Here is a 23,548-nt window from a genome sequence, read left to right as displayed (position 1 = left end):
GGTGGCCGATGGACCGCTTCGCCCGGGCAGCCGACGCACTGTCCGTCACTCCACTGCTCAACTGCCTCCTGCGTGAGGCCGTCGAGCAGGCGCAGACCTCGTCCCCCGGCCACACCGTGCACCGGCTGAGGGCCAGCGGCCGTCTGATCCGGGTGCGGGACGGCCGGCGGCGCTCCGCGCCGGCGCTGTGGACGGGTACGGCCTGGCGCCCCCTGCACCACGCCGGCCTGGTCGAGCTGGCCGCGCAGGAGATGCGTGCCGTCACCGGGCGCTCCAACCCCGCCCTGGTCGCCGAGGCGACGGCCAGTCGCGCCGCCGTGGCGGCGATCCTCGCAGCCCGCGCCCGCGCCGTCCCGCCCGACGACCTGTGGCTGCGCTCCGAGCAGGCGCTCGTCACGGGGCATCCGTGCCATCCGGCCCCCAAGGCCCGCAGCGGCGGTGGCCCGCCCGCCGCCTGGCTGCGCTACGCCCCGGAGGCGTACGCGCGCTTCCCGCTCCTCCTGCTCGGCGTGCGCGCGGACGCGGTGAGCGAGGAGGGCGACACCCGCGCCCTCGACGCCCTGGGACAGGCGCCGCCCGGCTACCGCCTGCTGCCCGCCCACCCCTGGCAGGTCGCCCTCACCCGCCGCAGGCCGGCCGTCCGCGCGGCCTTCGCCGAGGGGCGGCTGATCCGGCTCGGCAGCACCCCCTGGCGGGCCCGGGCGACGTCCTCGGTCCGCACCGTGCACGTGCCCGGGAGCCCCGAGCGGCCCGGATCGGCCGACCTGTTCCTGAAGTTCAGCCTGGACGTGCAGATCACCAACGACATCCGGCGGATGCGGTGGCACGAACTGCGCGACGGGCGCCGGACGGACCCGCCGGTGGCGGCCGCCTTCGCGGCGATGGACGGCCCGGCGGCCTGGCTCGGCGAGCCGGGCTACCGGACGGTCCGCGGTCTGGAGGAGATCCTCCCGGTCCTGGTCCGCGACGGCCTGGAGCAGCACCTGGTGCCGGGGGCCACCGCCGTACTGGCCGCCGCGCTCACCGAGGCCTTCGACGGCAATCCGCTCGACCGCGTCGCCGACCCGCTGCGCTGGTGGGAGGCCTACCTGCGCCAGGTCGTCCCGCCGGTACTGGAGGCGTACGCGCGGCACGGCGTCGCGGTCGAGTGCCATCTGCAGAACACCGTGCTCGCCGTGGACGCGGAGGGTCATCCCGTCCAGGCGGTCTTCCGGGACGCCGAGGGGGCCAAGATTGTCCCCGGGACGCCGCGCGAGGCCGCCTGGCGGCGCCTGGCGTACTGCCTGGTCGTCAACAACCTCGGCGAGGTCGCCGACACGCTCGCGCACCGCTTCCCCCGGGCGGCGGGTGCGCTGTGGCCGGCCGCGCGACAGGCGTTCGAGGGTTGCGACAAGGAACTCGGCCTTCCGGAGACCACCGAGCTCCTGGCCGCGGCCGCGGTGCCGGGCAAGGCCAACCTGCTGTCCCGCTGGGTCGGTGCGGACGGCACCGCGCCCCGGTTCGTGCCGGTGCCCAACCCCCTGGTCACCGCCCGAAGTCGCCCGTAGCGGACGCCCGTTCCGCGTCCGGCCCGATTGGCAGGGGGTTCGAGGGGCCCCGGGCCGGGAACCTTGCCTGCCGGGGCGGCGCGGGCAGGCCCGGGACCAACGGACGAGGACGGTGAGGCCGCGGTGGGGGAACAAGCTGATCGTGCTGCCGGGATCGAGGTGAACCCGGTCGCCGGACACATCGGAGCGGAGATCACCGGCATCGACCTGGCCGAGGACCTCGACGACGCCGTGATCGCGGCGATCAGGGCGGCACTGCTCCGCTGGAAGGTCGTCTTCTTCCGGGGGCAGCGACTGGACCATGCCCGGCACGTGGCACTCGCCCGGAGCTTCGGCCGCCCGGTCCGCTGGCCGCGACGCGGCAGCGCGTCCCCGCGGGACGTCCCCGAGATCGAGACGACGGCCGACCGGCTGGAACTGTCCGGGCGGTACGGCATGGACCGGGCCGAGTGGCTGCACCGTCGTAACGAGTCCCTGCTGCACCCCTGGCACTCGGACTGGAGCAACCACCTCGACCCGCCGGCCGCGACCATCCTGCGGGCCGAGACCGTGCCGCCCCACGGCGGTGACACCACCTGGGCCAACCTCGCGCAGGCCTACGCGGGACTGTCCGCGCCCGTGCGGGACTTCGTGGACGGGCTGCGGGCCGAGCACCGGCTCGGCGTCGGCTACCAGCCGCGGCCCGGCCACGACGCGTACGTCGAGCACCTGCTCGGCCACCAGACGGCCACGGCGCACCCCCTGGTACGCGTCCTTCCGGAGACCGGCGAACGTGTCCTGTTCGTCAACGGCTTCTACGTGGAGCAGATCCTCGGCCTCTCCCGCCCGGAGAGCCGGGCGGTGCTGGACATGCTGATGGAGCAGGCCGTCCGGCCCGAGTACACCGTCCGGTTCCGTTGGGAGCCGGGCAGCGTGGCCTTCTGGGACAACCGGGCGACCGTCCACATGGCCCCCCGCGACACCGCGCACCTCGGCTTCCCGCGGATCATGCACCGGGTGATGATCGCCGGAGAGGTGCCGGTCGGTGTGGACGGCGAACCGTCCGTGCCCCTCACCGTCGACGGGCCGGAACGCGGGTGAGACCCGGCCCCGGCCCCCGCCCCGGGCGCGGCGGGCGGCGGGCGGCGGACGGCCCGGGCGGGGACGAACGGGTGGTCAGCGTCCGGTCGCGGTCCCGGTGCCGGACCCGGTGCCGAGCGGCCGTAGCCGGTGGACGTCCTCGAACAAGGCGCGCTGGGCCAGGTGGGCGGCCGTGAGGGCGGCCAGGGTGGCGGCGGAGAGCATCATGTACATCACGACGATCTGGTAGCGGATCGCGGTGAGCGGGTCGACGCCCGCCAGGATCAGGCCGGTCATCGCACCGGGCAGGCTGATCAGCCCGACGGTCCTGGTGGAGTCGACGGCGGGGATCAGGGCGGTGCGCAGGGTCGCGCGCAGATGGGGCGCGAAGGCGTCGACGGAGCCGAGGCCCAGGGCGAGGCGGGCCTCGATGGCGGGGCGCGCGGTGCGGGCCTCGTCGCGAAGGCGCACCAGGACGAGGGTGGTGGCCTGCATCGCACCGGAGACCACCATGCCTCCGACCGGGATCACCACCCGGGCCTGCGGGGCGACGACTCCGAGGGCGACCAGCACCCCGAGGGTCGAGGCGGAACCGACCGCGGCAGCCGCGGTGGCGATCGGCAGCGCGCGCGGCATCCCCGCGGCGCGCCCCGCGCAGACGCGCCCGGCCGCGATCACCATGAGCGCGAGCCAGCAGACGGCTCCGGCCAGGCCCGCGTGCTGGACGGCGAAGAGCAGAACCGCGCCGACAGCGGCGAGTTGGACGCCGGCCCGGGCGGCGGCGACGGCGATGTCCCGGGCGAGGTCCAGCCGCCCGCGCCACGCCACCGCGATCGCCGGCAGCACCAGGACGCCGGAGGCGGCGACCCCCGCCCAGGTCGGCACGGCCGTCTTCACGCCCCCTCCCGGAGGTAGTCGATGCGGTCCGCCGGCCCCGAGGCGACCAGGCGTCCGCCGCGCAGCACCAGGGCGTGGTCGGCGACCCGGCGCGCCTGCGGCGCGTCGTGGCTGACCAGCACCACCGTGAGTCCGTCCGCGACCAGGTCCTCGATCGTCCGCTCCACCGCCCGCGCACTCGCCGCGTCCAGGGCCGAGGTCGGCTCGTCCAGCAGCAGCGCCTCCGGGCCGACGGCCAACGCCCGGGCCAGGCACACCCGTTGGGCCTCGCCACCGGACAGCTCGGCGGTGGCCCGGGCCAGTGTCCCGGCCGGCAGGCCGACCCGTTCCAGCAATCCGGCGGCCCGGTCCTCCGCGAGGTCCGGCCGGCCCACCCGCAGGTCGTCGACGACCCGGTCGGTGAGCAGGACCGGATGCTGGCCGACCAGCCCGACCCGGCGGCGCAGCTCCAGCACGTCGAGCTCCGGCAGTGGTCTGCCCCGGAAGCGGACGACGCCCGACGTCGGCTCCGCCAGCCGGTTCAGCAACCGCAACAGCGTCGACTTCCCCGCCCCCGATGGCCCGACCAGCGCCGTGGCCGTGGCCGCCGGGATCCGTGCCGAGAGGCCGTCCAGCAGCAGTCGCCCGGCTCGGCGGACGGTCACGCCGTCCAGGACGAACGACGGCGGTGCGTCCGTCCCGGGCCCTCCCGGGCCGTGGGTACGGGAACGAACGGCGAGGGCGAAGGGCTCGTTCACGGGCCTCCGTTGTCGGTGGGCGGCGGCGAGCGGGGCAGCTCCGCGCCGGTGCCTCGAACCACGCGTGCGGATGCCCGGCCGGGGGGCCGGGCATCCGGGTCGAGCGGGTGGGTCGAGCGCTCGGGTCAGCTGAACTGGAAGAGGGCGGTGTGGGTGGTGCCGTCGTTCAGGCCCAGGGTGAACGCCTGGCAGGTGCCGGCGTAGGCGCGCTCGGTCTTCCAGGGGTAGGTGTAGGTGCCGGTGGACGGGTCGTACTGCAGGGCGCTGCCGCCCGGGGTGCCGGCGGGGGTCGGGCTGCCGATCGGCGCGCCGGTGGTGCAGTCGACCTTCTGGGCGGTCGGGTAGCCGGGGGCGATGATGCCGAGGCCCTGGACACCGCCGAGGGAGAACTTCATCGGGACGGTCCGTCCGGCGTGCTCCTGGTTGACCGTGGGCGGGTTGGCGACCGGGGACTGGAAGCCGCTGAACGGATAGACGTAGCTGTAGCGGTCGGCGGCGCCGGTCGTGCTCGTCCCGGCCGGGGTGGTCACCGTGACGTCGACCGGGCCGACGCCGGAGGCCGCCGGGGCGGTGGCGGTGATCCGGGTGTTGCTGTCGACCGTGAAGGACGTGGCCGGGGTGGAGCCGAAGTCGACGGCGGTGGCGCCGGTGAAGTCGGTGCCGGTGATGGTCACCGTGGTTCCGCCGGCCAGCGGGCCCTGCGCGGGGCTGAGCCCGGTGACGGTGGGCGCGGGCGCGTCGTAGGTGTACTGGTCGGCGGTCCCGGTGGCGCTCGTCCCGGCCGGGGTGGTGACCGCGACGTCGACGGTGCCGGCGGCGTGCGCCGGGACGGTCGCCGTGACGGTGAGGTCGTTCACCACGGTGACGCCGGTGGCGGGAGTGCCGCCGAACATGACCGCGCTGGTGCCGGCCAGGTGCGAGCCGGTGATGGTGACGGTGCCGCCGCCGGCCGCCGGGCCGTGGGTGGGGCTGACGCCGGTGACGACCGGCGCGACGGTGGCCATGCCCAGGGCGAACGGGGTGTTGCCGACCGGGGTGGTGGCGGTGACGGTGTTGGTGCCGGTGCCGACCACCGAGATGGTGTTCGCGCCGCCGTTGGTGACGTAGGCGGCCCCGCCGGCCTGGTCGGCGAGCACGGCGACCGGGATGCGGCCGACCGGGACGGTGCCGGTGACGGTGTTGGTCGCGGTGTCGATGACCGACAGGTTGTCGGCGTTCTCGTTCGCCACGTAGGCGTGGGTGCCGTCCGGGGTGATCGTCACGCCGCCGGGACCGGAGCCGACCGGGATGGTCGAGGTGATCGTGTTGGTCGCCGTGTCGATGACGGAGACGTTGTTGCTGTTGAAGTTGGCCGTGTAGGCGTGGGTGCCGTCCGGGGTGATCGCCACGGCGGCGGGGGTCCGGGCGGTGCCGCTGCTGATGGTGGCGGTGACGGTGTTGCTGGCGGTGTCGATCACCGACACCGAGCTGCCGACGAAGTTGGCCACGTAGGCGCTCCGGCCGTTCGGGGTCATCGCGATGCCGAACGGCTGGTTGCCGACCGTGACGGTCGTGGTGACCGTCCGGGTGGCGGTGTCGATGACGTCGACGCCGCCGACGCCCGGGCTGACGAAGCGTCCGACGTACGCGTGGGCGCCGTCCGTGGAGAACGCGACCGGGCCCGGGAGCCGGCCGACCGGGAAGGTCGCCGTGACCGTGTTGGTGGCGGTGTCGATCACCGACACCGAGTTGTCGCTGTCGTTGGTGACGTACGCCTGCGTGCCGTCCGGCGAGACGGCCACTCCCTCGGGGTTGCGGCCGACCGGGATGGTCGCGACCACCGTGTCGGTCGACGGGTCGTAGGCCGAGACCGAGTTCCCGCGCAGGTTCGCGATGTAGAGCAGCCGCTGCGCGTGCGCCGCGTGCGCCGCCGCCACCGGCAGGACCGCGCCGGCGGTGCCGAGCACGGTGACCGCCAGCGCGGCGAGCGCTCGGCGGCGCAGCCGTCGGAGACGTCCCGAGGGCGCGGTTCCGCCGTTGTGGACCGATGACATGGCTTCCACCTCTCTGTGGGACGCGCGGGCCCGACGAGCCGTCCCGGGCCCGGCACCACGCGACGGTAGGGCGGACACGGCCCTGACGGCCCGCCACCCACCGGATCGCACACGAATCCGGCCCGGGAACGACCCGATCGGCCGACAGGCCGACCGGTGACAGCTTCACGGTCCGCGTCGGGCGGCCGGCAGAGCGCGCGGATGCGACGGCAGGCTCCGGACCCGGGCGGCTCAGCGCCGGCGGCGTAGGGCGGCTGCGGCGCGGGAGGTGGCGCGGGCCCGGCGGCGGTGGTGGTGGGTGCGGAGGTACCAGGCGAGCCAGTTCAGGGAGTCCGCGAGTCCGTCGAGGCGGGCGCCGGGGGCGGAGCGCAGCGGGCCGCCGAGGAGGGTCAGGACTTCGTCGACCAGTGCCGGGACGGGATCGGTGTGCTCCAGGCGGGCCTCGCGCAGTGCCAGGTTGGCGAGGGCGTGGACCAGCCCGGAGAGTTCGTCCTCCGGCGGCGGGGCGCTCCGGTAGCGGGACACCGCCGCCCGGGACGCGGTGCGGGCGTCCTGGTGGCGCTCCAGATCGGCGTAGCGGATGCTCAACCGGTTCAGGATCCTGGCCAGTTCGCGGGTCCGGGTGGCGGGATCGGCCCCGCTCCCCGGCGCCGGGCCGCCGCCGGGGAGCGGTGCGTCCGAGGGCGCGTCGACGGCGAGGCGCATCAGCTCGACGGCCTCCGTCGTCGCGGCGAGCGCCTCGCGGTGGCGCCCGCAGGAGGCGAGGCGGGAGCCGAGGGCGTCGAGGGATCCCGCGAGCAGCGGGCGGATCGGCCCGGGGTACGACCGCAGCAGGCGGCGGTGCAGGCCGATCGCCTCCGTCAGGGGCGCGATCGCCTCTGCCGGGCGGCCGATCGTCCCGAGGAGGAGGCCCAGGTCGTGGAGCGTGGCGGCGAGCCCGAGGACGGCCCGGGGGTCGTCCTGGCGCAGGCTCCGGCAGTGGGCCACCGCATCGCGGCGGGTGGCGAGCGCCCCGGCGTGGTCCCCGCGGGCGCTCTGTTCGCTTGCGAGGGCGGCCAGTTCCTCGATCCGCGCCCAGGGGGCCGGCGGCGCGTCCTCGGGGCGGGGCGCGGGCAGGTCGCGAAGGCCGGTCTCCGCCATCGCGAAACCGTGGTCGCCGAGCAGGGCGTTGACGGCGGCCAGCCCTTCGGGGCTCTCGACCGCGACGCGGCGGTGGACCGCCGCCATCAGGGCCCGGCACTCCCGCGCCTCGGCCCCCTCGCCCGCGCCGGTGTGCCGCAGTACCTGCGCGAAGGTCGACAGCGCGGCCCAGTACCCCTCGTCGTCCGCCTGCCGGGCCCCGTCGAGCGCCCGGTAGCGGCCCACCGACTCGCGCAGGACGTCGACGGCGGCGGCGAACGCGCCGGTCTCCCCGAGCAGCATGCCGAGATCCGCCAGCGCGGAGGCGAGTCCGTTCTCGCTCCGCGGCCCGGGCCGCACCCGGGCCTCGACCCGGCGCAGTTCCACCGCCTCCCGGACGGTCCCGACCGCCTCGGCGCGGGTGGCCTGCGGGGAGAGCTGGTTGGCGAGGTTCTCCAGTGCGGCGGCGAGCAGCCGGCGGTACTCGTCCGGCTCCTCGGCGGTCAGCGCCCGGAAGAGTGCGACGCCCTCGCGGGCAGGTGCCACCGCCTCCGTGCGGCGTTGGCGCAGGCCGATGCACCTGGCCTGCTCGACCAGCGCCTGCGCGAGCCAGGGCCGGCAGTCCTGGTCCACGAGGACCAGCCGCCCGAGCCGGACGCGCTCGGCGAGCACCGCCTCCAACTCGTCCAGCCGGGCCGGCATGTTCGCGGAGCCGCTGAGGAGTTCGCTCAGCCGGTCCAGGCCCTCCGCGAGCTCCAGCTGGTAGCGCAGCCTGGTCGCCCGCGGCGCGTCGTCGTCCAGCCGCAGCCGCTCCGCGAAGAGCTCGACGTCCAGGCGAGCCCGCGTCAACTGCCGTTCCGTGTCCGTTCCGTCGCGCTGGTTCATCGGCCCCCCGCCTCGCGCTCCCTCGTCGGCGCCGTCCAGCGTAGCCGGGCGCGCCGCTCGGCGGCGAGGCCGGTCGGGGGCGGTCGGGGCGGTGGTTTCCCCGCGGGGAATCCCGGTGGCCGTCAGTGGGGGCCGGTGTCGGTGCGGAGCTCGTCGAGGAGTTCGGCCCGGTCGGTGAGGAGGGTGCCGAGGAGGGAGCGGGCGACGGCCAGGAGGTCGGCGACCTCGGGGGTGGTGAGCTGGTAGAGGACGGTGGCGCCCTCCCGGCGGGAGAGGACCAGCCCGGCGCGGCGGAGGATCGCGAGCTGCTGGGACAGGTGGGCGGGCTCGACGCCGACCTCGACGAGCAGCTCCGCGACGGCGTGTTCGCGCTCGCTGAGCAGTTCCAGGACCCGGATGCGGACGGGGTGGCCGAGCGTCTTGAAGAACTCGGCCTTGTGCTGGTACAGCGGCACGGCGACGACCGGCGGCTGTCGTGGGGTGTCGGCGCTCACCGGGCTCACGTTCTTCCTCGGGGGCGGGCCCGGGTAGGACATCACACGGGCGACTCTAGCAATCCCGGCCGTGTGATGATCATGCCCGAGCCGGGCTGGTCCGAGGCCGTCGACCTGCTCCGATGCTCCGTGGATGCTCACCGCCGCCCCTTCGCAGCACGCCCGGGGCGGCGGTGAGCCGGAGCGAGACCCCGACGACCACCGGTGGCTGGGAGGTTCAGGACGCCCGACCGGCGTGCCCCGGCCCCGCCCTCTTGCTGCCGGACGCCTTGAGGCGTCCGGCACCACGAACGGAGCGAGCGAAACCGCGCACACCGGTGCGGTGACAAGCGCGCCCTGATTCCCCTCTCGCAGTTGCCAATATTAGCAACTTTCAATGTTCGCATCATGGTGATCGGCTGGAACGGAGCAGGTCGCCCGCCTCGGTGCACCGGCCGGTCGGCGGCCGCGGGGAGGGGTCCCGGGGTGCCCCGGTCAGGCGTTCCGGCCGCGGGCGGCCACCCGCCAGCGGTCCACCAGCTCGCCGCCGCGGACCACGGCGACGTCGTCGACGAGGTTGACCGCCACGCAGACGTGGTTGGGGATCACGCGCAGCCGCTCGCCGAGGGCGGGAAGCTCGGTGCCGGCGGGCCAGACCACGGTGGCGTGGTGCTCGGACAGTGCCGTGATGCGGGCCTCGGGGTGGTCCATGAGCCGGCCGAAGCCCGACGTCCACGCGGGACGGTCGCCGCCGAGGACCTTGCTGCCCGCGTCCAGGACGAGCCGCCGGGGCGTGGTGTCGTCCCCCTCGTGCCGGCTGACGACGGTCGCCGCGACCGTCAGGGCGATGTCCGCCAGGGTGCACCGCCCGAGTTCGAGCTGCTGGGCGTCGCCGAACACGTAGACGCCCGGCCGCGCCTCGGTGACCGCCGAGGTCCCGGTCAGCTCCGCGGTCGGGGTGGAGCCGCCGCTCACCCGGGTGACCTCGAAGCCCGCGGCGGCGAGCAGTTCGGCGGCCCGTCCGAGGGCCTGCTGCTCCTGGTCGGCCGCCTTCGCGGGCATGCCCGGGGCGTAGCCGTGGCCTGGGAAGGTGAACACCCCGGCGACGCGCAGCCCGGCCCCGGCCGCCGCCCGGGCCACCGTCACGGCCTGCTCCGGGCCGACGCCGCTGCGGTGGTGGCCGCTGTCGATCTCCACCAGGACCTCGATGTCGCCGGCCGCGGCCCCGAGGTGACGGCCCGCCGCCTCGGCGGCTTCGGCGGAGTCCGTGCCGATCGCGATCCGCGCCTTGCCGCCGAGCACGCGCAGGCGCTCCGCCTGCCGGGGCCCGATCCAGAGCGGGTAGGCGATGAAGAGGTCGGTGGCGCCGTGCTCGGCGAAGACCTCGGCCTCCCCGATGGTCGCCACCGTCAGCCCGACGGCCCCCGCGGCGAGCTGCCGCGCGGCGATCTCCGGCATCTTGTGGGTCTTGGCGTGCGGGCGCAGCCCGAGGCCCTTGGCCCGGAGCGCGTCGGCCATGCGCTCGATGTTGCGGGCGAGGACGTCCGGATCGACCAGGATGTCCGGGGTGTCGATCTCCACCGGGATCGTGCTCATCTGCTTCCCTTCGACTCGAATCGCGGCGCACGCATTCTCGCCCGACAAGGATCGGTTCGACCAAATCGCGCGGGGCGGCCGGAGCGGGGAGCGCTGGCCGAGTCCGAGTCCGAGTCCGAGTCCGAGTCCGAGTCCGAGTCCGAGTACGAGGCCGAGCCCAAGCCCGAGCACGAGTCCGAGTTGAGCACGAGTCCGAGCCCGAGCCCGTGGCCGCCACCGCCTGCGGCCGCGCCCTCGGGGTCGACCGGGATCTGCCGCACCGCGGCCGGCTGCTCCTCGACCGGCGCTGACGGCGGGCCCGGGGCGGCGCCGGAGCGGTCCCGCGCTGCGGGCGGCATTGCTCACAGCTGAGTGCGCGTAGTAAGAAATAGGCGCTACTGCTCAAAACCAAGCAGGCATTGCGCAGAAATGCGCAGGAGGGGGAGTCGTCATGAGCCACGTCGAGCAGGAGATCGCCAGCCAGCCGGAGTGCTGGCGCCGGGCCCTGGACCTCCAGTCCGCCGGACTGCCGGGGACCGGCGAGCGGGTGGCCGTCATCGGCTGCGGCACGTCCCTCTACATCGCGCAGGCCTACGCCGCGCTGCGCGAGTCCGCGGGCCTGGGCGAGACCGACGCGTTCGCCGCCTCCGAGTTCCCGGCCGCCCGCCGCTACGACCGGCTGCTCGCCATCAGCCGCTCCGGCACCACGACCGAAGTGCTCGCCGCCCTCGCCCGGGCCCGGCACCTCCCGAGCACCGCGCTCACCGGCGACCTCGACACCCCGGTCCGCACCGCCGCGACCACCGTCGTCGACCTGGAGTTCGCGGACGAGAAGTCCGTGGTGCAGACCCGGTTCGCCACCACCGCGCTCACCCTGCTGCGCGGCCACCTCGGCCTCGCCCCGGCCGACCTGCCCGAGCAGGCCGAGCGGGCCCTGGCCGAGCCGCTGCCCGAAGGCGCCGTCACCGCGGGCCAGTTCACCTTCGTCGGCACCGGCTGGACGGCCGGCCTGGCCAACGAGGCGGCGCTCAAGCTCCGCGAAGCCGCCCGCGCCTGGACGGAGTCCTACCCGGCGATGGAGTACCGGCACGGCCCGATCAGCATCGCCGCCCCCGGCCGCCTGGTGTGGTTCTTCGGCGAGCCGCCGGCCGGGCTGCTGGAGCAGGTCCGCGCCATCGGCGCCGCCACCTCGGTGACCGCCCTCGACCCGCTGGCCGACCTGGTGCGTGCCCAGCGCCTGGCCGTCGACCTGGCCAGGGCCGGCGGCCTCGACCCCGACCAGCCGCTCAACCTCACCCGCTCCATCGTGCTGAACCAGCCGTGACGACCGTCATCGCCCTCGACGTCGGCGGCACCCGCATCAAGGGCGGCGCCGCCGACGAGGACGGCGTCCTGCGGTGCGCCGACAGCTGGCCCACCGGCGCCGAGCGCGGCCCGGACGCCGTCCTGGGGACGGTGCTGGCGGCGGCCCGCGAACTCGCCGACCGGCACCGCCCGGCCGCCGTGGGCATCGCGGTGCCCGGCATCGTCGACGAGCCGTCCGGGACGGCCGTCCTCGCCGCCAACCTCGGCTGGCACCGGCTGCCGGTCCGGGACCGGCTCGCCGCCGACCTGGGCCTGCCGGTGGCGCTCGGCCACGACGTCCGGGCCGGCGGCCTGGCCGAAGCCCGCCTCGGCGCCGGGCGCGGCAGCCGGGACTTCCTCTTCGTCCCGGTCGGCACCGGCATCGCCGCCGCCGTCATGTCCGACGGGCAGGCCGTGCCGGGCAGCCACGCCCGGGCCGGCGAACTCGGCCACCTGGTCGTCCGGCCCGGCGGCGACGCCTGCCCCTGCGGCGGCCGGGGCTGCCTGGAGACCGTCGCCTCCGCCGCCGCCATCGCCCGCCGCTACGCCGCCGCCACCGGGGAGCGCGGCGCCACCGCCGAGGACGTCGGCGAGCGCGCCGCCGCCGGGGACGGGGCCGCCGCCACCGTCTGGACCGAGGCGATCCAGGCGCTCGCCGACGCCCTGACCAGCGCGATCACCCTGCTCGACCCCGAGCGCATCGTCATCGGCGGCGGCCTCGCCCGCGCCGGCGACGCCTACCTCGCACCCCTGCGCGCGGCGGTCGCCCGGCGGCTCAGCTTCCAGACCCTGCCGCCGATCCTCCCCGCCGCGCTCGGCCACCGGGCCGGCTGCCAGGGCGCCGCCCTGCTCGCCCGCGACCGGCTCCGACAGGCGGACGCCCGATGATCCTCACCGTCACCCTCAACACCGCCCTCGACGTCACCTACCGGGTCGACCGGCTGCGCCCGCACGGCAGCAACCGGGTGCGGGCGAAGGCCGAACGGGCCGGCGGCAAGGGCGTCAACGTCGCCCGGGTGCTGCACGCCCTCGGCCGCGCGAGCGTGGTCACCGGCTTCGCGGGAGGAACGGCGGGGGCGGCGCTGCGGCGCGAACTCGCCGAGGCCGGCCTGCCCGAGAGCCTGCTGCCGATCGCGGGGGAGACCCGCCGCACGGTGGCGGTGGTGGACGAGAGCGCCGGGGACGCCACCATCCTGCTCGAACCGGGCCCGGCCGTCCCGGCCGAGGACTGGGACCGGCTGCTAGACCGGCTCCGCCGGCTGCTGCCCGGGGCCGCGGCCGTCGTGCTCTCGGGCAGCCTGCCGCCGGGCGTCCCCGAGGACGCCTACGCCCGACTGGTCCGGCTGGCCCACGACCACCGCGTCCCGGCGGTGGTCGACGCGGACGGCGCCGCCCTGCGGGCCGCGCTGGCCGCCGGCCCCGACCTGGTCAAACCGAACGTCGATGAACTCGCCGCCGCCACCGGCCTGGCGGACCCGGCCGCCGCCGCAGCCGCGCTGCTCTCCGGCGGAGCCGGGGCGGTGGTCGCCTCGCTCGGCCCGGACGGACTCATCGCCTTTACCGCGCACGGGAGTTGGCAGGCCCGGCCGCCCGAGCAGCTGGCCGGGAACCCCACCGGGGCGGGCGATGCCGCCGTCGCCGCCCTCACCCTCGGCCTGGTCGACGCCGCCCCCTGGCCGGAGCGGCTGGCCGAGGCGGTGGCCCTGTCCGCCGCCGCCGTCGCCGCGCCGCTGGCCGGCGACTTCGACCCCGACGTCCGCCGGCGCCTGCGGCCGTTGGTGGACGTCCGACCCCTCCACCCTCCGAGGAGTTCCTGATGCCCCTGGCCGGAACCGGCGCCATCGTCACCCCCGCGGCGAAGGCCACACGCGGCGTGGGCGCCTTCAACGTCGTCCAGCTCGAACACGCCCAGGCCATCGTGGCGGGCGCCGAGGCCGCCGCCGCCCCGGTGGTGCTGCAGCTGAGCGAGAACGCCGTCCGCTACCACGGCGCGCTCGCCCCGATCGCCGCCGCCGTGCTCGCCACCGCCCGCGCCGCCGCCGTGCCGGTCGCCGTCCACCTCGACCACGCCACCTCCGCCGACCTCGTCGCCGAGGCCGTCCGACTCGGCTTCTCCTCCGTGATGTTCGACGCCTCCGTGCTGCCGTACGAGGAGAACGTCCGCGCCACCGCCGAGGTCGTCGCCCGGTGCCACACGGCCGGTGTGTGGGTGGAGGCCGAACTCGGCGAGGTCGGCGGCAAGGACGGCGTCCACGCACCGGGCGCCCGCACCGACCCCGGCGAGGCGGCCGCCTTCGTCGCCGCCACCGGCGTCGACGCCCTCGCCGTCGCGGTCGGCACCTCCCACGCCATGGCCACCCGCGACGCCGTCCCGGACTTCGCCCTGATCGCCGAACTGCGCGCGGCCGTCCCGGCACCGCTGGTCCTGCACGGCTCCTCCGGCGTCGCCGACGAGCACCTCACCCGCGCGGTCGACCACGGCATGACGAAGGTGAACATCGCCACCCACCTCAACCGGGTCTTCACCGGCGCCGTGCGGCGCACCCTCGACGACGACCCGTCGCTCGTCGACACCCGCCGCTACCTCGGCCCGGGCCGCACCGCGATGGCCACGGAGGTCACCCGGCTCCTGCGCGTCCTCAAGGCACCCGCCGCCTGAGGAGCCCGACGAACCGAGGCCCGTCCCGGCTGGGGGCGGCACCGTCCACTTCCGCTACGACCGTACCTTCCTCCAACTCCCGGTGCTCGGCGGCGATCCGGTCGTCTACCGTACCGCCGAGGGCGCCCGCCCTCACGGACACCCTGGCCCACCTCGGGGAGATCGCCGTCTTCCGCACCACCTCCACGATCCCCGCCGCCCAGGTCATGGACGCACTGCACGCCCACCGAACGTACGTACGCGCCGTACAAGCTGACTCCCCGCCCGCGCGGCGGCGGGCACCACGGGCGCCGGAGCGGCCGGAGACCCGGACTCGCAACCGCCGAACCCGCGTGGAGTCGACCAGAAGACTCCCGCCACCCGGGCCGACCGCAAGGCCGACCCGGTGCGGGCAGGTGGCGCAGTACGGCAGCGGCGGAAGGAAACGCGAGACCGTCATCAGGACATCGAGGCCCTCACGCTTCGGCGACACCGTTACGACCTTCCCGGACGGAAAGGTCCGGATCGGTGAGATCTGGCCGTGAAGTCAGCAACGGGTAGGTCAGGGAGCCGCGTCCACCGCTGAGCCGAGGTGAGGAGATCAGGCAGTCGAGCACGGCCGGGCCGGGTGGCGCGGACGCGGATACCGCCCAGAGCGTGATCGACTCGCCGGCGCGCAGCCAGAGCGGCAGTCGCAGCACGCCGTTGATGTCCCGAACAGCGGGCTGCGGGGTTCCATCGACGGTGGGGGCGAACCACAGGTCGATCGGGAGGTCGATGTTCCCGGCCCGGGCGGTCGCCGCGGACAGTTCGACGTCGGTATCGGCGAGGAACCGGAACTCCGCGATGACCAGGCCATCGGGTGCCCGATCGTCGGGGGAGGAGGGGAGGAGAGCGGCGACCGAGGTGGCCTCCAGCGTCCCCGGCTCCTGGAGTTCGAGCAGCCACAGGCTCCCGGTGGCGTCACGGGCGGCCAGCCAGCCGTCGCCGGCCGCGAGCGCGGTGACGGCGCCGTACAGCTCGACGGTGTGCAGTGGCTTGGCGATGCCGGGTTGCCAGAGCAGCAGGCGGCCGTCCGCACCCCCGGAGACCAGCCGCTCGCCGACGCCCACGAGTGCGGTGACGGCGCCTGCATGGCCGAGCAACTGCTCGGTCGAACCTGCCGCGGCGAGCGGCAGGAGCCGGACCGTGCCGTCCGGCCCGCCGGTCGCGACCTGGTCGCGACCGACCGCGGTCACGGCCTCGACCGGTTCCGGGCCGCTCGTGAGGACGCGGAAGGCGATCCCGGTGCCCCGATCGAGCAGATGGACGTTGCCGGTGGCCGTCCCCGCGGCCAGATCGATGCCCACGGGTGCGAGTGAGGTGACGGGAGCCGGAACCTCGGTGGTGATGACGGATGCGCCGGCCAGCCATACGTTCTGGCCCGAGGATAGGGCGAGTACATCTCCCGGGAGGGAGGCGAGCTGTTCCATGCCCGGCAGGGCCGTGCCGGCCCCCACTGCGGATGCGGACTCGGAGCCCGGCGCGTTCCAGAGCCCGAGAGGCTGAACACGCCCGGCGACGTCCAGGGCGGTGGCCTGCCGGCTGTCAGGAGCGACCGACACCACGGTCGGGACGAAGGGAAGCGCCTCGTACGGTTCGACGTTGCCGTCCCGACTGACCGTCACCATGCCCGGGCCCACGCTCACGATGGCGCTGTCCCCCAGGACGGCCAAGGCACCCAGTGCTTCGCGGGGCGTCTCCGGCCCGGACCGCAGGACCCGGCGTTCGACCGAGTGGTCGCCGCAGAGCACCGCGTAGACCTCGCCGACCACGGCGACCGATCGGATCCCGCCCGGGAAACCGCGCGCGACCTCCAAGGCCGGACCTCCCAGCAGCGACCAGCGCCGGACGGTGCCGTCCGCGCTCCACGAGAGGATGCCCGCCGACGTCTCGGCGCAGCCCGTCACGGCGTCCTCGTGCCCGGTGAGGACCAGCGGTTCGACGGCACTCGGACTCCAGATCCGCAGCGTGCCATCGGCCGAGGCCGTGACCACCCGGCCTTCCTTCAGCACCTTCAGCGCCAGGATCGGCCCTTCGTGGCCGGCCCGCCGGGCGACGGGTGCGGTCCCCGAGGCGCCCGGGTCCCACCACCGTACCCATCCGTCGTCCCCGCCCGTGACGAACCCGGTTCCGGTGAGCGTCAGTTCCAGGCAACGGACGGCACCGCGGCCGTCCGTGAACACCCGAGCCCGGTCGTGCTCGGCGTCCCAGAGTCGGACGGTGCCGTCCGCACTGGCGGTGAGCAGGGCCCCGTGCTCCGCGGCGGCGGTGATGCGGGCGCCGTGCCCGAGCAGCAGGCGGCTGAGGTTCGGCCGGACGGAGGAGAGGTGCTGGACGGTGCCGTCCGCGGAGGCGAGGACCGCGCCGGACGGGACGGCCGCGGCGAAGTCGACCTGCACCATGGGCGGCCCGAGCACGGGGCTCGGCATCGAGGGAGGAGTCAGGCTGACGGCGACGACCTCGTGATCGGACCAGGTGACGAGGTGATCGACCGGGCCCGTCACGGCCCCGCGCATTGGCGTGCCGGGAATGGGAGTCGTCAGTCCGAGGTCGGGGACCCGCACGGTCCGCCGTCCCGACAGGACGAGTGATCCGGACGAAATCAGCGCGCAGGCCAGGTACGGCTCCTCGTCGAAACGGATCGTGCCGGACCCGCGCCGCAGCTCGTCCTCGCGTAGGACGCGAGAAACGGCGAGCGGCGGACGCGCCAAGGGCTCCTTGACGACCTCGTCGAGCAGACCCGGATGCGGCGGCGGGACAGCGTGTATCCGGTCGTACAGCTGCGCCGCGAAGGCGTCCGGCGGGACATGTGCGGCGGCCAGGGCGTGGACGGCTTGGCGGACGTGTGCCACGGCCGCCGTGGCGGGATCGCTGGGCCGCTCGGTGACTCTGGCGATGTCGGCCACGAGACCGGCGGGATCGTCGGCGTACCGGGCCCGCAGGTACCTCAGGTTGAGGCAGAGCAGGGAGGCGTTGGAGACGTGCTCGGCTTCCTGCAGTGCGTGGTGGATGGCGGCCGCCCGGAGCGTTCGGGAGGCGCGTTCCACGGACAGCGGGGGCCCGAGACCGGCACCGCTGCTGAGAGCCAGGTGGGCGCCCCGCAACCCGCTGCCCCCGGGGTCGAGTTCCCGCAGACGTTCTCCGACTGAGGCGTCGGCGAGGCGGACCACGTCGTGGAACTCCGAGGGCTCGACCAGGCGGTGTCGAGTGCACGTCTCCTTGAATCGCGGCCAGTCCCGTTCCCCAGCCACCAGGGAGGAAGCCTGCTCGCAGTCGGCCCAGGTGTTGAGACCGTCTGCCGCCGTGAGCTGCAGCAGCATGGACCGTGGGGCATAGCCCAACTCGAAATCCAGGGTCAGGAGTTCGGATTCCCACTGGGTCGTCAGTGAAGGCGGGATGTCGTCGATGTCCACCGTGCTCGCGGGCTGACGGCGCAACCAGCTGATCAGCCGATCGAGCAGTCCCGGCAGCGCATCCACCAGGTCGACGAGCGTGTCGTCGTCGGGTGGGAAGGTGAATGCGCCGTCCACGGTGTCGCGTTCGCGCGCGAGCACGGCACGGCAGACCCACCGGTCGCTCCGCTCGGTGAGGGGCCGGAAGTGGACCTCCTCGACGTCCTGATCCGGGCGCGGAGGGGCGAGCGACCGGCTTGCGGTCCGCACTCCCACCAGGTAGCGGACGCCGGTGTCGAAACTGCCGGGCATGAGGTCGTATGGCGGAAAGCGGTCCGGGCCGTCCCCGTCAGCCACCAGACCGTCGATCACGATCACCAGCGGACGGGCCTCGAACACGCCCTTCTGCATCATGGTGAAGGCCAGGCCGGTGAAACCGGACTCCTCGGGCCCCTTGATTGCCATCGGGATGAAGTCCGAGTACTCCGCTCGTAGTTGGGAGTTGAACGAGCGGATGAACATCGCGAGGTCATCGCGTTCGGGCGGGCCCGAGCCGTAGAAGTGCTCGATCACGGCGATCCCCTGCCTGCGCAGCTCGTCCGCGACCGCGACCAGTAGCACGGACTTGCCGCTGCCACGCGGTCCCCACACGGCGATCCACGACCGGTCGAAGCGCGGTTCCGTGAGCATCAGACGCAGCCCCGCCAGCTCCTCCTCCCGGCCCAGGCAGGGCCGCAGCCCGGCCTTGACGGCCGCGTGCCACGAGGCGTCGACGCGCGCCGTCCGGTCGCTCGGGGTGAGCTGGTACGCCAGCCCGGACAGGAACACCAGCGTCACCAGGTCCGTCCCGGTCTCGACCCGGACGGGTTCATCGGGGGCGACGCCGACCCGGACGCTCCTCGCCCGCTCGCCGTCCTGCCAGCGCACCTCGACCACCAGGGGGTCCGTTTGCGGGACTCCGCTCAGGGGCAGCGCGGCCGGATCGGTCGCGCCCAGGACGACCGCTCCGTCGAGCAGTCGGACGTGCAGGGTGGTGGTCGGCAGGGCGTCGAGCAGCCACGGCAGCCACGCCTCCCCCTCCTCCGGCGTCAGCAGTTCGCCGACCCGGTCGGCGCGGCCGTCTAGCAGCGCCCCGGCGGCGACGTGGGCGGCGCGGGTCACCGCCGCCCCGGCGACCTCGGCCGGGAAGCGGGCGATCGCGCCCAGCAGCCAGCGGGCCACGCCCTTCCGGTTCGGCAGCTGGGCCAGCTCGGCCAGGCCGGCGAGCAGCAGGTCCTCGATCGTCCGCTGTGCATCGGGCGGGCGGGCGGCATCGAGGTAGTTCACCTGCTCTTCGAGCCGGACCGACCAGTGCGCGTCACGGTGCGCGGCTTGTACGAGCTGCCACGCCTCGTCGAGCAGCCTCGCGCGCTCCGGTGTCGCGAGCTCGGCACGCAGCACACGGGCCACGGACGGGTCCAGCGTGATCGCGGTGACGTCCCGGGCGGTCACCAGATCGCTGAAGTACAGGTCGGCCTCCGCGGCGGCGCCAGCGCCCGGGAGCAGGAGGCGCAGGCCGCGCAGCAGCGGGGGCTCCACCCGCACGGCCAGTGCGCAGGCGAGCGCCAGGTCGGCCGCCGCGGGGTTGAGTCCGCGCAGGTCAGTGATCCGCTGGTCCGCGCTCACCAGGGGCTCCGGAGGAGGTCGGCCGCGTGGTCGGCGGCGCGGCGAGCCCGGCCGACGTCCGTGGCCCGGTCCCAGGTGACCGAGGCGAACCGGCGCTCGCTCCAGGCCGGTCGGCGGTCGGGCGGATAGGGCACCAGCAGGATCAGCGGACAGCCCACCTCGTGCAGCGTCCGCGCGAAGGCGGACCACGCACGGCGCGAGCCCGAGGCCGTGCCCGTGGCCGCCGCGGCGACCCCCAGGTCCGTCGCGACCAGGACGGCGCGCGGGGACCGCGGGGGGCAATAGGTGTGTGCCGGGCCCCCGTGCGTCAGCGACCGCACGCTGCTCGGCGCGCCGGAGAAGCGCAGCGTGGTTACCCCGTCCTGCCCGACGACCGTCCGTGCGCGGTCCACGAGCAGGCGCAGGTCCCGCAGGAACGGGCGCATCGACGGCCCGGTGTCGAGGAGGAGGTGCAGACCCGCGCGGGTGGTCCTGGTCGTCGCCAGGGGGACGTCCCGGATCGGCCGGCGGGTGGTCAGTAGGTCGAGCAGGCGGGCGACGTCGACCTCGGTGCCCGGGCGTTCGACGGCGGCGAGCTCCGCGATGATCGCCCGCTGGTGGTCGGCGCGGAACAGTTCGGCTCCCAACCCGTACGGAGTCGGAGGTCCCGTCGCTGGTGGCCGTTCCGCGTCCAGCAGCGCGGTCACCGACGCTGGGGCCGACCGTGGCGGCAGGAGCACGGCGGGCAGCGGCTCGGCGGTCACCGGGCGTGGTGGTCGGGGATCGTCGCCGGCTGGCCGTACGGCGGGGTCCTCCCCGGGGCCTCGTCCGCGCGCGGGCGGGGGCGTTTCGGCGGCTCGTGCCGGAGACGGTGGTGCGGTCGGTGTCGGTGTCGGCGTTGGTCGCGCGGCGTGGGGGACGGGGGTGCCGGAGCCGATGCCGAGCATGGCGGCGGCCAGGGATAGGACCTCCGGTGTCTCGGGGCGCAGCTCGGCGGCGACCCGGACCAGGTCGCCGAGCGCGTTCGGCGGGCGGCGGTCGGTCCCGTGTCGTCGGTGGATCGCGGCGCGGGTGTGCGGCGGCTGGAAGGTCATGGCTGATCCAGCTCGGTCGGCTTGTGGACGGTGGCACGGAGGACGGCCTTCCAGAGGTCGTGTCCCGGGCGGATCCCGAGGTTGACCGAGGCCGCGATGGCGTCGAGGTACTCCGCGATGCTCACCCGGACCTTCACTCCGGTCTGCTTCGGGCCGTCCGTGGCATCGGCCGCCGGGGGGAAGGACAGCAGGATGTCGGCGAAGAGCTTGTCGGTCTGGTCTGGGAAGTGCGCGCGGGCGATGTCCCGTAGCCGATCGGGATCGGGCGGCTGCAGCTCCAGCGCGACACAGCGCCGCAGGAATGCTTTGGGCAGCTCGCGTTCGTCATTGGTGGTGATCACGACGAGCGGCGCCACCGGGGCAGCGACGAGCGGCCCGTCCTCGCGTCGGAAGCAGTAGGAGCCGAGGGGTTCCAGGAGGTCGTTGGGCACGTCGGGGTCGGCCTTGTCGATCTCGTCCAGCAGGACGACGGCCTCGGCGGCGTGCGGCGTGCCCTCGTTGGGGTCCGGCAGCGTCGTCGACTCCGCAGCGTCGAGCCCGCGGCGGCGGGCCGAGTCCGGGTCGAAGGTCCACCAGAGGACTCCCGGCACCACGTACTCCGGGCGGGGACGGGCCTGCCCACCCCCGGTGGCGTCGCTGAGCCTGGCGACTTCATCGATGGTCCACAGCAGGTCGCGCGCCTGGGTGCGGGAGGAGATGGTCTTGCGGTAGAAGCGGCGTCGCAGCTGCCGGGCCGCGTTCGGGGCCAGCGAGGTCTTCCCGGTACCCGGGTTGCCCCGGACCAGCAGGGGGCGGCCGGTCGCCAGCGCGATGTTCACGGCGAGCACGATCTCGTCGTCGTAGACGTAGATCCGGTCCATGGTCCGGTCGCCGACCCGTTCGCCGACCGGCTCGCCGGGGGTGGGCGCGGCGGGTCGCATCGGGGGGTCGAAGACGCGCCGGTAGTTCAGCTGTCCGGTCATGGTCGTGCCGCCACATTCTCGAGTTGGTACACCGTCTCCTTGTAGAGCCGCGCGGCGAGTTTCTCGCGCTCGGACGACAGCGCGGTGGGCAGGATCGCGAGCTCCCTGAGCTTTCCGAGCGCGGGCGTCAGGCTTGGCGCGAAGATCGCGAACGTGCAGCCGGGGAACTCGTGTCGCAGTCCGCGCAGGAGGTCCGCGTCCAGTTCGGCCGTACCTGCCGGGAGGATCAGGAGGAGGCCCCTGGCCTCGGCCAGGGCCTCGTCGCGCCGTTTCCGCCACGTCTTGCGGACGGCCTCCTTGTCGCTGGTGTCGATGAAGCACAGGTTCTGGAGCAGCTCCGCCCGGACGGCGTGGAACAGTTGCTCCGGCAACGTGGTCCCCGGATCGTTCCCGGCGTCGAGTCCGGCGAGTTTCACGACGCCCCAGTCACGCTCGGACGATGCGCGGAGGACGTACATCTCCCAGGTCCGTTCCTTGGTGCAGGGCAGGTGGACGATCCACGGTTCGGCGGACTTGTGCACATCGGCGAGTCTGGCCGCGCCGTCCGGCGTGACCCACGGCTGGTCCCCCACCCAGGCGCAGCAGGCCGCGTCGTGATGGAGCCGCTTCGCCGGGGCCGCGTCCTTCGTTCTCAGCACCAGCTGTTTGAGCAGGTCCCGGAGCCGCTCCAGGGGGAGTCCGAGGAGCTTCACCGCCAGGTCCTCGGCGCTGATCGTCGTTCCGTATCCGCCTTCCAACGTGCGGAGCAGACTCTTGCGGGACGATGGTGGCATGTCGCTGAGGGTGTCCTCGATCCGGGCGAGGACGAGTCCGAGCCGTTTCTCCAGTGCCTCGCGGCTGTTCACCGACGCCGAGGCCTCCCGGTTCTTCTCCAGGAGCCCGAACGAGGCCGGGAACGCGGAGAGGATCACCCCGGTCGGCACCACGACCGCGCCTGCGTCCCAGTCGACGCCCCGGCTGAGCTTGACGATGCCCACCACGCCCCCCTTGTCGAGGTGGATCGCCGCGGCTCCGCTCGCGCCCTGCTGGACCTGGCTGCCCCTCGTCACGAGGAGCCGTGGGCTGTTGACCGGTTCGCGAAAACCGGCGTACTCCAGCCTCATGCTCTCCAACATCGGCCGGTGGTCGACGAGCGGCCAGCCGAGTGCGAACAGCTCGTCGCCTTCCGTCAGCGGCAGCTCGGTCAGGCCGATGCAGTCGTGGTCCGGGATCGGCTCCTCGGCCGTCCCCACGCGGAGCAGCGCCACGTCGGGGAGAGCGTACGTCTCCGTGGCGTCGGCCGGGAGCCGTACGAGTACCTCGGTGGGCCACTCCCTGCCCCGGTACACCACGGCGGGCGCGACGGTATCCAGGACGACGTGCGCGGCCGTCAGGACCCAGTCCCGGGTGACGAAGAATCCCGTGCCGTAGAGGTTCCCGCCGGGGCGGTTCGTCACGATCCGCACCGTGGCGGCCAAAAGGGCTTCGCGGTGAACGTCGTACTGGGTCCGGTACTCGCCCACGACTGGCTCTCCGGACGGTCAGCCGCCCCACTCCAGGGTGATCTTGACTGCGGCCTCACCGGCCGCGTTGACGAACAGCGCGGTCATCGCCCCGCTCTTGACCGCCACCTTGACCCCGAACTCGACCGAGGCCTTCTTCGGCTTCGCCTGCTCCAGTGCGTGCTGGAAGGACTGGGCCAGGCTCGTCACCGTCTGCATGACCGGACCGAAATCCGGGAGCCCGCCCACGACCAGCTGGTCGCCGGTGCGGACTCCGCCCGGCCCCGTTCCCGCCTTGCCGTCCAGGTCGATCGCTTCGACGAGCAGCTGTCCGCCACCTGGAGCGAGCGCCTTGATGTAGCGCGTGTGGTCCGCCATGATCCACCTCCGCCCGGTCGGATCCCTGCAAGCCTCCGCGGCGGCTCCTTCCACCCTATCCTCGGCCCTCCGCGCCGGCCTGGCCGAGCGGGTCTCCCAGTCGGACCGGCGGCAACTGGGGTACGGCGCAAGCGTCTTGGCCATCGACACCTAGTGAACGCAGTGGCTCCGGGCATGGCAGGGCCGTGCCCGGCCCGCCCGGTCCGTCCGACCGGGCCGAAACCCGCGCCCGAGGACGTTACCAGGGG

At 74.5% G+C, this 23,548-nt stretch carries 16 protein-coding genes and 1 pseudogene; 6 read left to right on the top strand and 11 right to left on the bottom strand.

Features of this window, described 5'->3' with window-relative positions:
• Positions 1–8: 8 nt before the first annotated feature.
• Together ACPC54_RS32790 and ACPC54_RS32785 are read left to right on the top strand one after the other, a co-directional pair.
• Complete coding sequence (locus ACPC54_RS32790) at positions 9–1,547, top strand: IucA/IucC family protein (protein ID WP_498970075.1); 1,539 nt, start codon at positions 9–11, stop codon at positions 1,545–1,547.
• Positions 1,548–1,700: 153 nt separating this feature from the next.
• A complete protein-coding gene (locus ACPC54_RS32785; protein WP_498970123.1) occupies positions 1,701–2,627 on the top strand; it encodes a TauD/TfdA dioxygenase family protein in 927 nt (308 codons plus the stop codon).
• 75 nt (positions 2,628–2,702) lie between these two features.
• Here ACPC54_RS32785 and ACPC54_RS32780 read toward each other — a convergent pair whose 3' ends face one another.
• The 6 genes and pseudogenes from ACPC54_RS32780 to ACPC54_RS32755 form a co-directional block, all read right to left on the bottom strand.
• Positions 2,703–3,503, bottom strand: coding sequence for an ABC transporter permease (locus ACPC54_RS32780; RefSeq protein WP_498970074.1), 801 nt, complete (start codon positions 3,501–3,503; stop codon positions 2,703–2,705).
• Positions 3,500–4,127 (bottom strand): annotated as a pseudogene (locus tag ACPC54_RS32775) (ABC transporter ATP-binding protein); the annotation flags it as partial. The pseudogene ACPC54_RS32775 and the gene ACPC54_RS32780, both read right to left, overlap by 4 nt.
• Before the next feature lie 238 nt (positions 4,128–4,365).
• Positions 4,366–6,273 (bottom strand): PxKF domain-containing protein, encoded by a 1,908-nt coding sequence (locus ACPC54_RS32770; RefSeq protein WP_498970073.1) that lies wholly within the window; start codon positions 6,271–6,273, stop codon positions 4,366–4,368.
• A 231-nt stretch (positions 6,274–6,504) separates the two neighbouring features.
• Complete coding sequence (locus ACPC54_RS32765) at positions 6,505–8,277, bottom strand: hypothetical protein (protein ID WP_498970072.1); 1,773 nt, start codon at positions 8,275–8,277, stop codon at positions 6,505–6,507.
• Positions 8,278–8,399: 122 nt separating this feature from the next.
• The gene (locus ACPC54_RS32760; protein WP_498970070.1) at positions 8,400–8,771 is read right to left on the bottom strand and encodes an ArsR/SmtB family transcription factor; all 372 of its coding nucleotides are present in this window, start codon (positions 8,769–8,771) and stop codon (positions 8,400–8,402) included.
• 474 nt (positions 8,772–9,245) lie between these two features.
• A complete protein-coding gene (locus ACPC54_RS32755) occupies positions 9,246–10,346 on the bottom strand; it encodes a D-TA family PLP-dependent enzyme (RefSeq protein WP_498970068.1) in 1,101 nt (366 codons plus the stop codon).
• 430 nt (positions 10,347–10,776) lie between these two features.
• Here ACPC54_RS32755 and ACPC54_RS32750 point away from each other — a divergent pair, with 430 nt between their 5' ends.
• Genes ACPC54_RS32750 through ACPC54_RS32735 form a run of 4 tightly spaced genes read left to right on the top strand, consistent with a single transcriptional unit; the run spans position 10,777 to position 14,328 of the window.
• Positions 10,777–11,649, top strand: coding sequence for an SIS domain-containing protein (locus ACPC54_RS32750; protein WP_498970066.1), 873 nt, complete (start codon positions 10,777–10,779; stop codon positions 11,647–11,649).
• Positions 11,646–12,557 carry an ROK family protein gene (locus ACPC54_RS32745; RefSeq protein WP_498970064.1) on the top strand — a complete coding sequence of 304 codons (912 nt, stop codon included), beginning with the start codon at positions 11,646–11,648 and terminating at the stop codon, positions 12,555–12,557. Before ACPC54_RS32750 ends, ACPC54_RS32745 begins: the two co-directional genes overlap by 4 nt.
• Positions 12,554–13,486: a 1-phosphofructokinase family hexose kinase gene (locus tag ACPC54_RS32740; RefSeq protein ID WP_498970062.1), complete on the top strand. Its 933-nt coding sequence runs from the start codon at positions 12,554–12,556 to the stop codon at positions 13,484–13,486. Before ACPC54_RS32745 ends, ACPC54_RS32740 begins: the two co-directional genes overlap by 4 nt.
• Positions 13,486–14,328 carry a class II fructose-bisphosphate aldolase gene (locus tag ACPC54_RS32735; protein WP_498970061.1) on the top strand — a complete coding sequence of 281 codons (843 nt, stop codon included), beginning with the start codon at positions 13,486–13,488 and terminating at the stop codon, positions 14,326–14,328. The genes ACPC54_RS32740 and ACPC54_RS32735 overlap by 1 nt, the downstream gene beginning before the upstream one ends.
• Positions 14,329–14,783: 455 nt before the next feature.
• On the opposite strand, the gene ACPC54_RS32730 is transcribed toward ACPC54_RS32735, so the two are convergent.
• From ACPC54_RS32730 to ACPC54_RS32710, 5 genes are all read right to left on the bottom strand, one after another.
• Positions 14,784–19,406 carry a WD40 repeat domain-containing protein gene (locus tag ACPC54_RS32730; RefSeq protein ID WP_498970059.1) on the bottom strand — a complete coding sequence of 1,541 codons (4,623 nt, stop codon included), beginning with the start codon at positions 19,404–19,406 and terminating at the stop codon, positions 14,784–14,786.
• A complete protein-coding gene (locus ACPC54_RS32725; RefSeq protein ID WP_498970057.1) occupies positions 19,403–20,479 on the bottom strand; it encodes a hypothetical protein in 1,077 nt (358 codons plus the stop codon). Before ACPC54_RS32725 ends, ACPC54_RS32730 begins: the two co-directional genes overlap by 4 nt.
• A complete protein-coding gene (locus ACPC54_RS32720; protein WP_498970056.1) occupies positions 20,476–21,441 on the bottom strand; it encodes an AAA family ATPase in 966 nt (321 codons plus the stop codon). The genes ACPC54_RS32725 and ACPC54_RS32720 overlap by 4 nt, the downstream gene beginning before the upstream one ends.
• Positions 21,438–22,877, bottom strand: a complete 1,440-nt coding sequence (locus tag ACPC54_RS32715; RefSeq protein ID WP_498970054.1) for a S1 family peptidase — start codon at positions 22,875–22,877, stop codon at positions 21,438–21,440. Before ACPC54_RS32715 ends, ACPC54_RS32720 begins: the two co-directional genes overlap by 4 nt.
• A gap of 84 nt (positions 22,878–22,961) precedes the next feature.
• Positions 22,962–23,300 (bottom strand): CU044_2847 family protein, encoded by a 339-nt coding sequence (locus ACPC54_RS32710; RefSeq protein ID WP_498970052.1) that lies wholly within the window; start codon positions 23,298–23,300, stop codon positions 22,962–22,964.
• Positions 23,301–23,548 lie beyond the last annotated feature (248 nt).

It is taken from the genome of Kitasatospora sp. NPDC094028, assembly GCF_049543595.1.
In the GTDB taxonomy this organism is placed as follows: Bacteria; Actinomycetota; Actinomycetes; order Streptomycetales; family Streptomycetaceae; genus Kitasatospora.
Note: the sequence above shows the minus strand (reverse complement) of the source record. Positions and strands in the feature narration are given on the sequence as shown.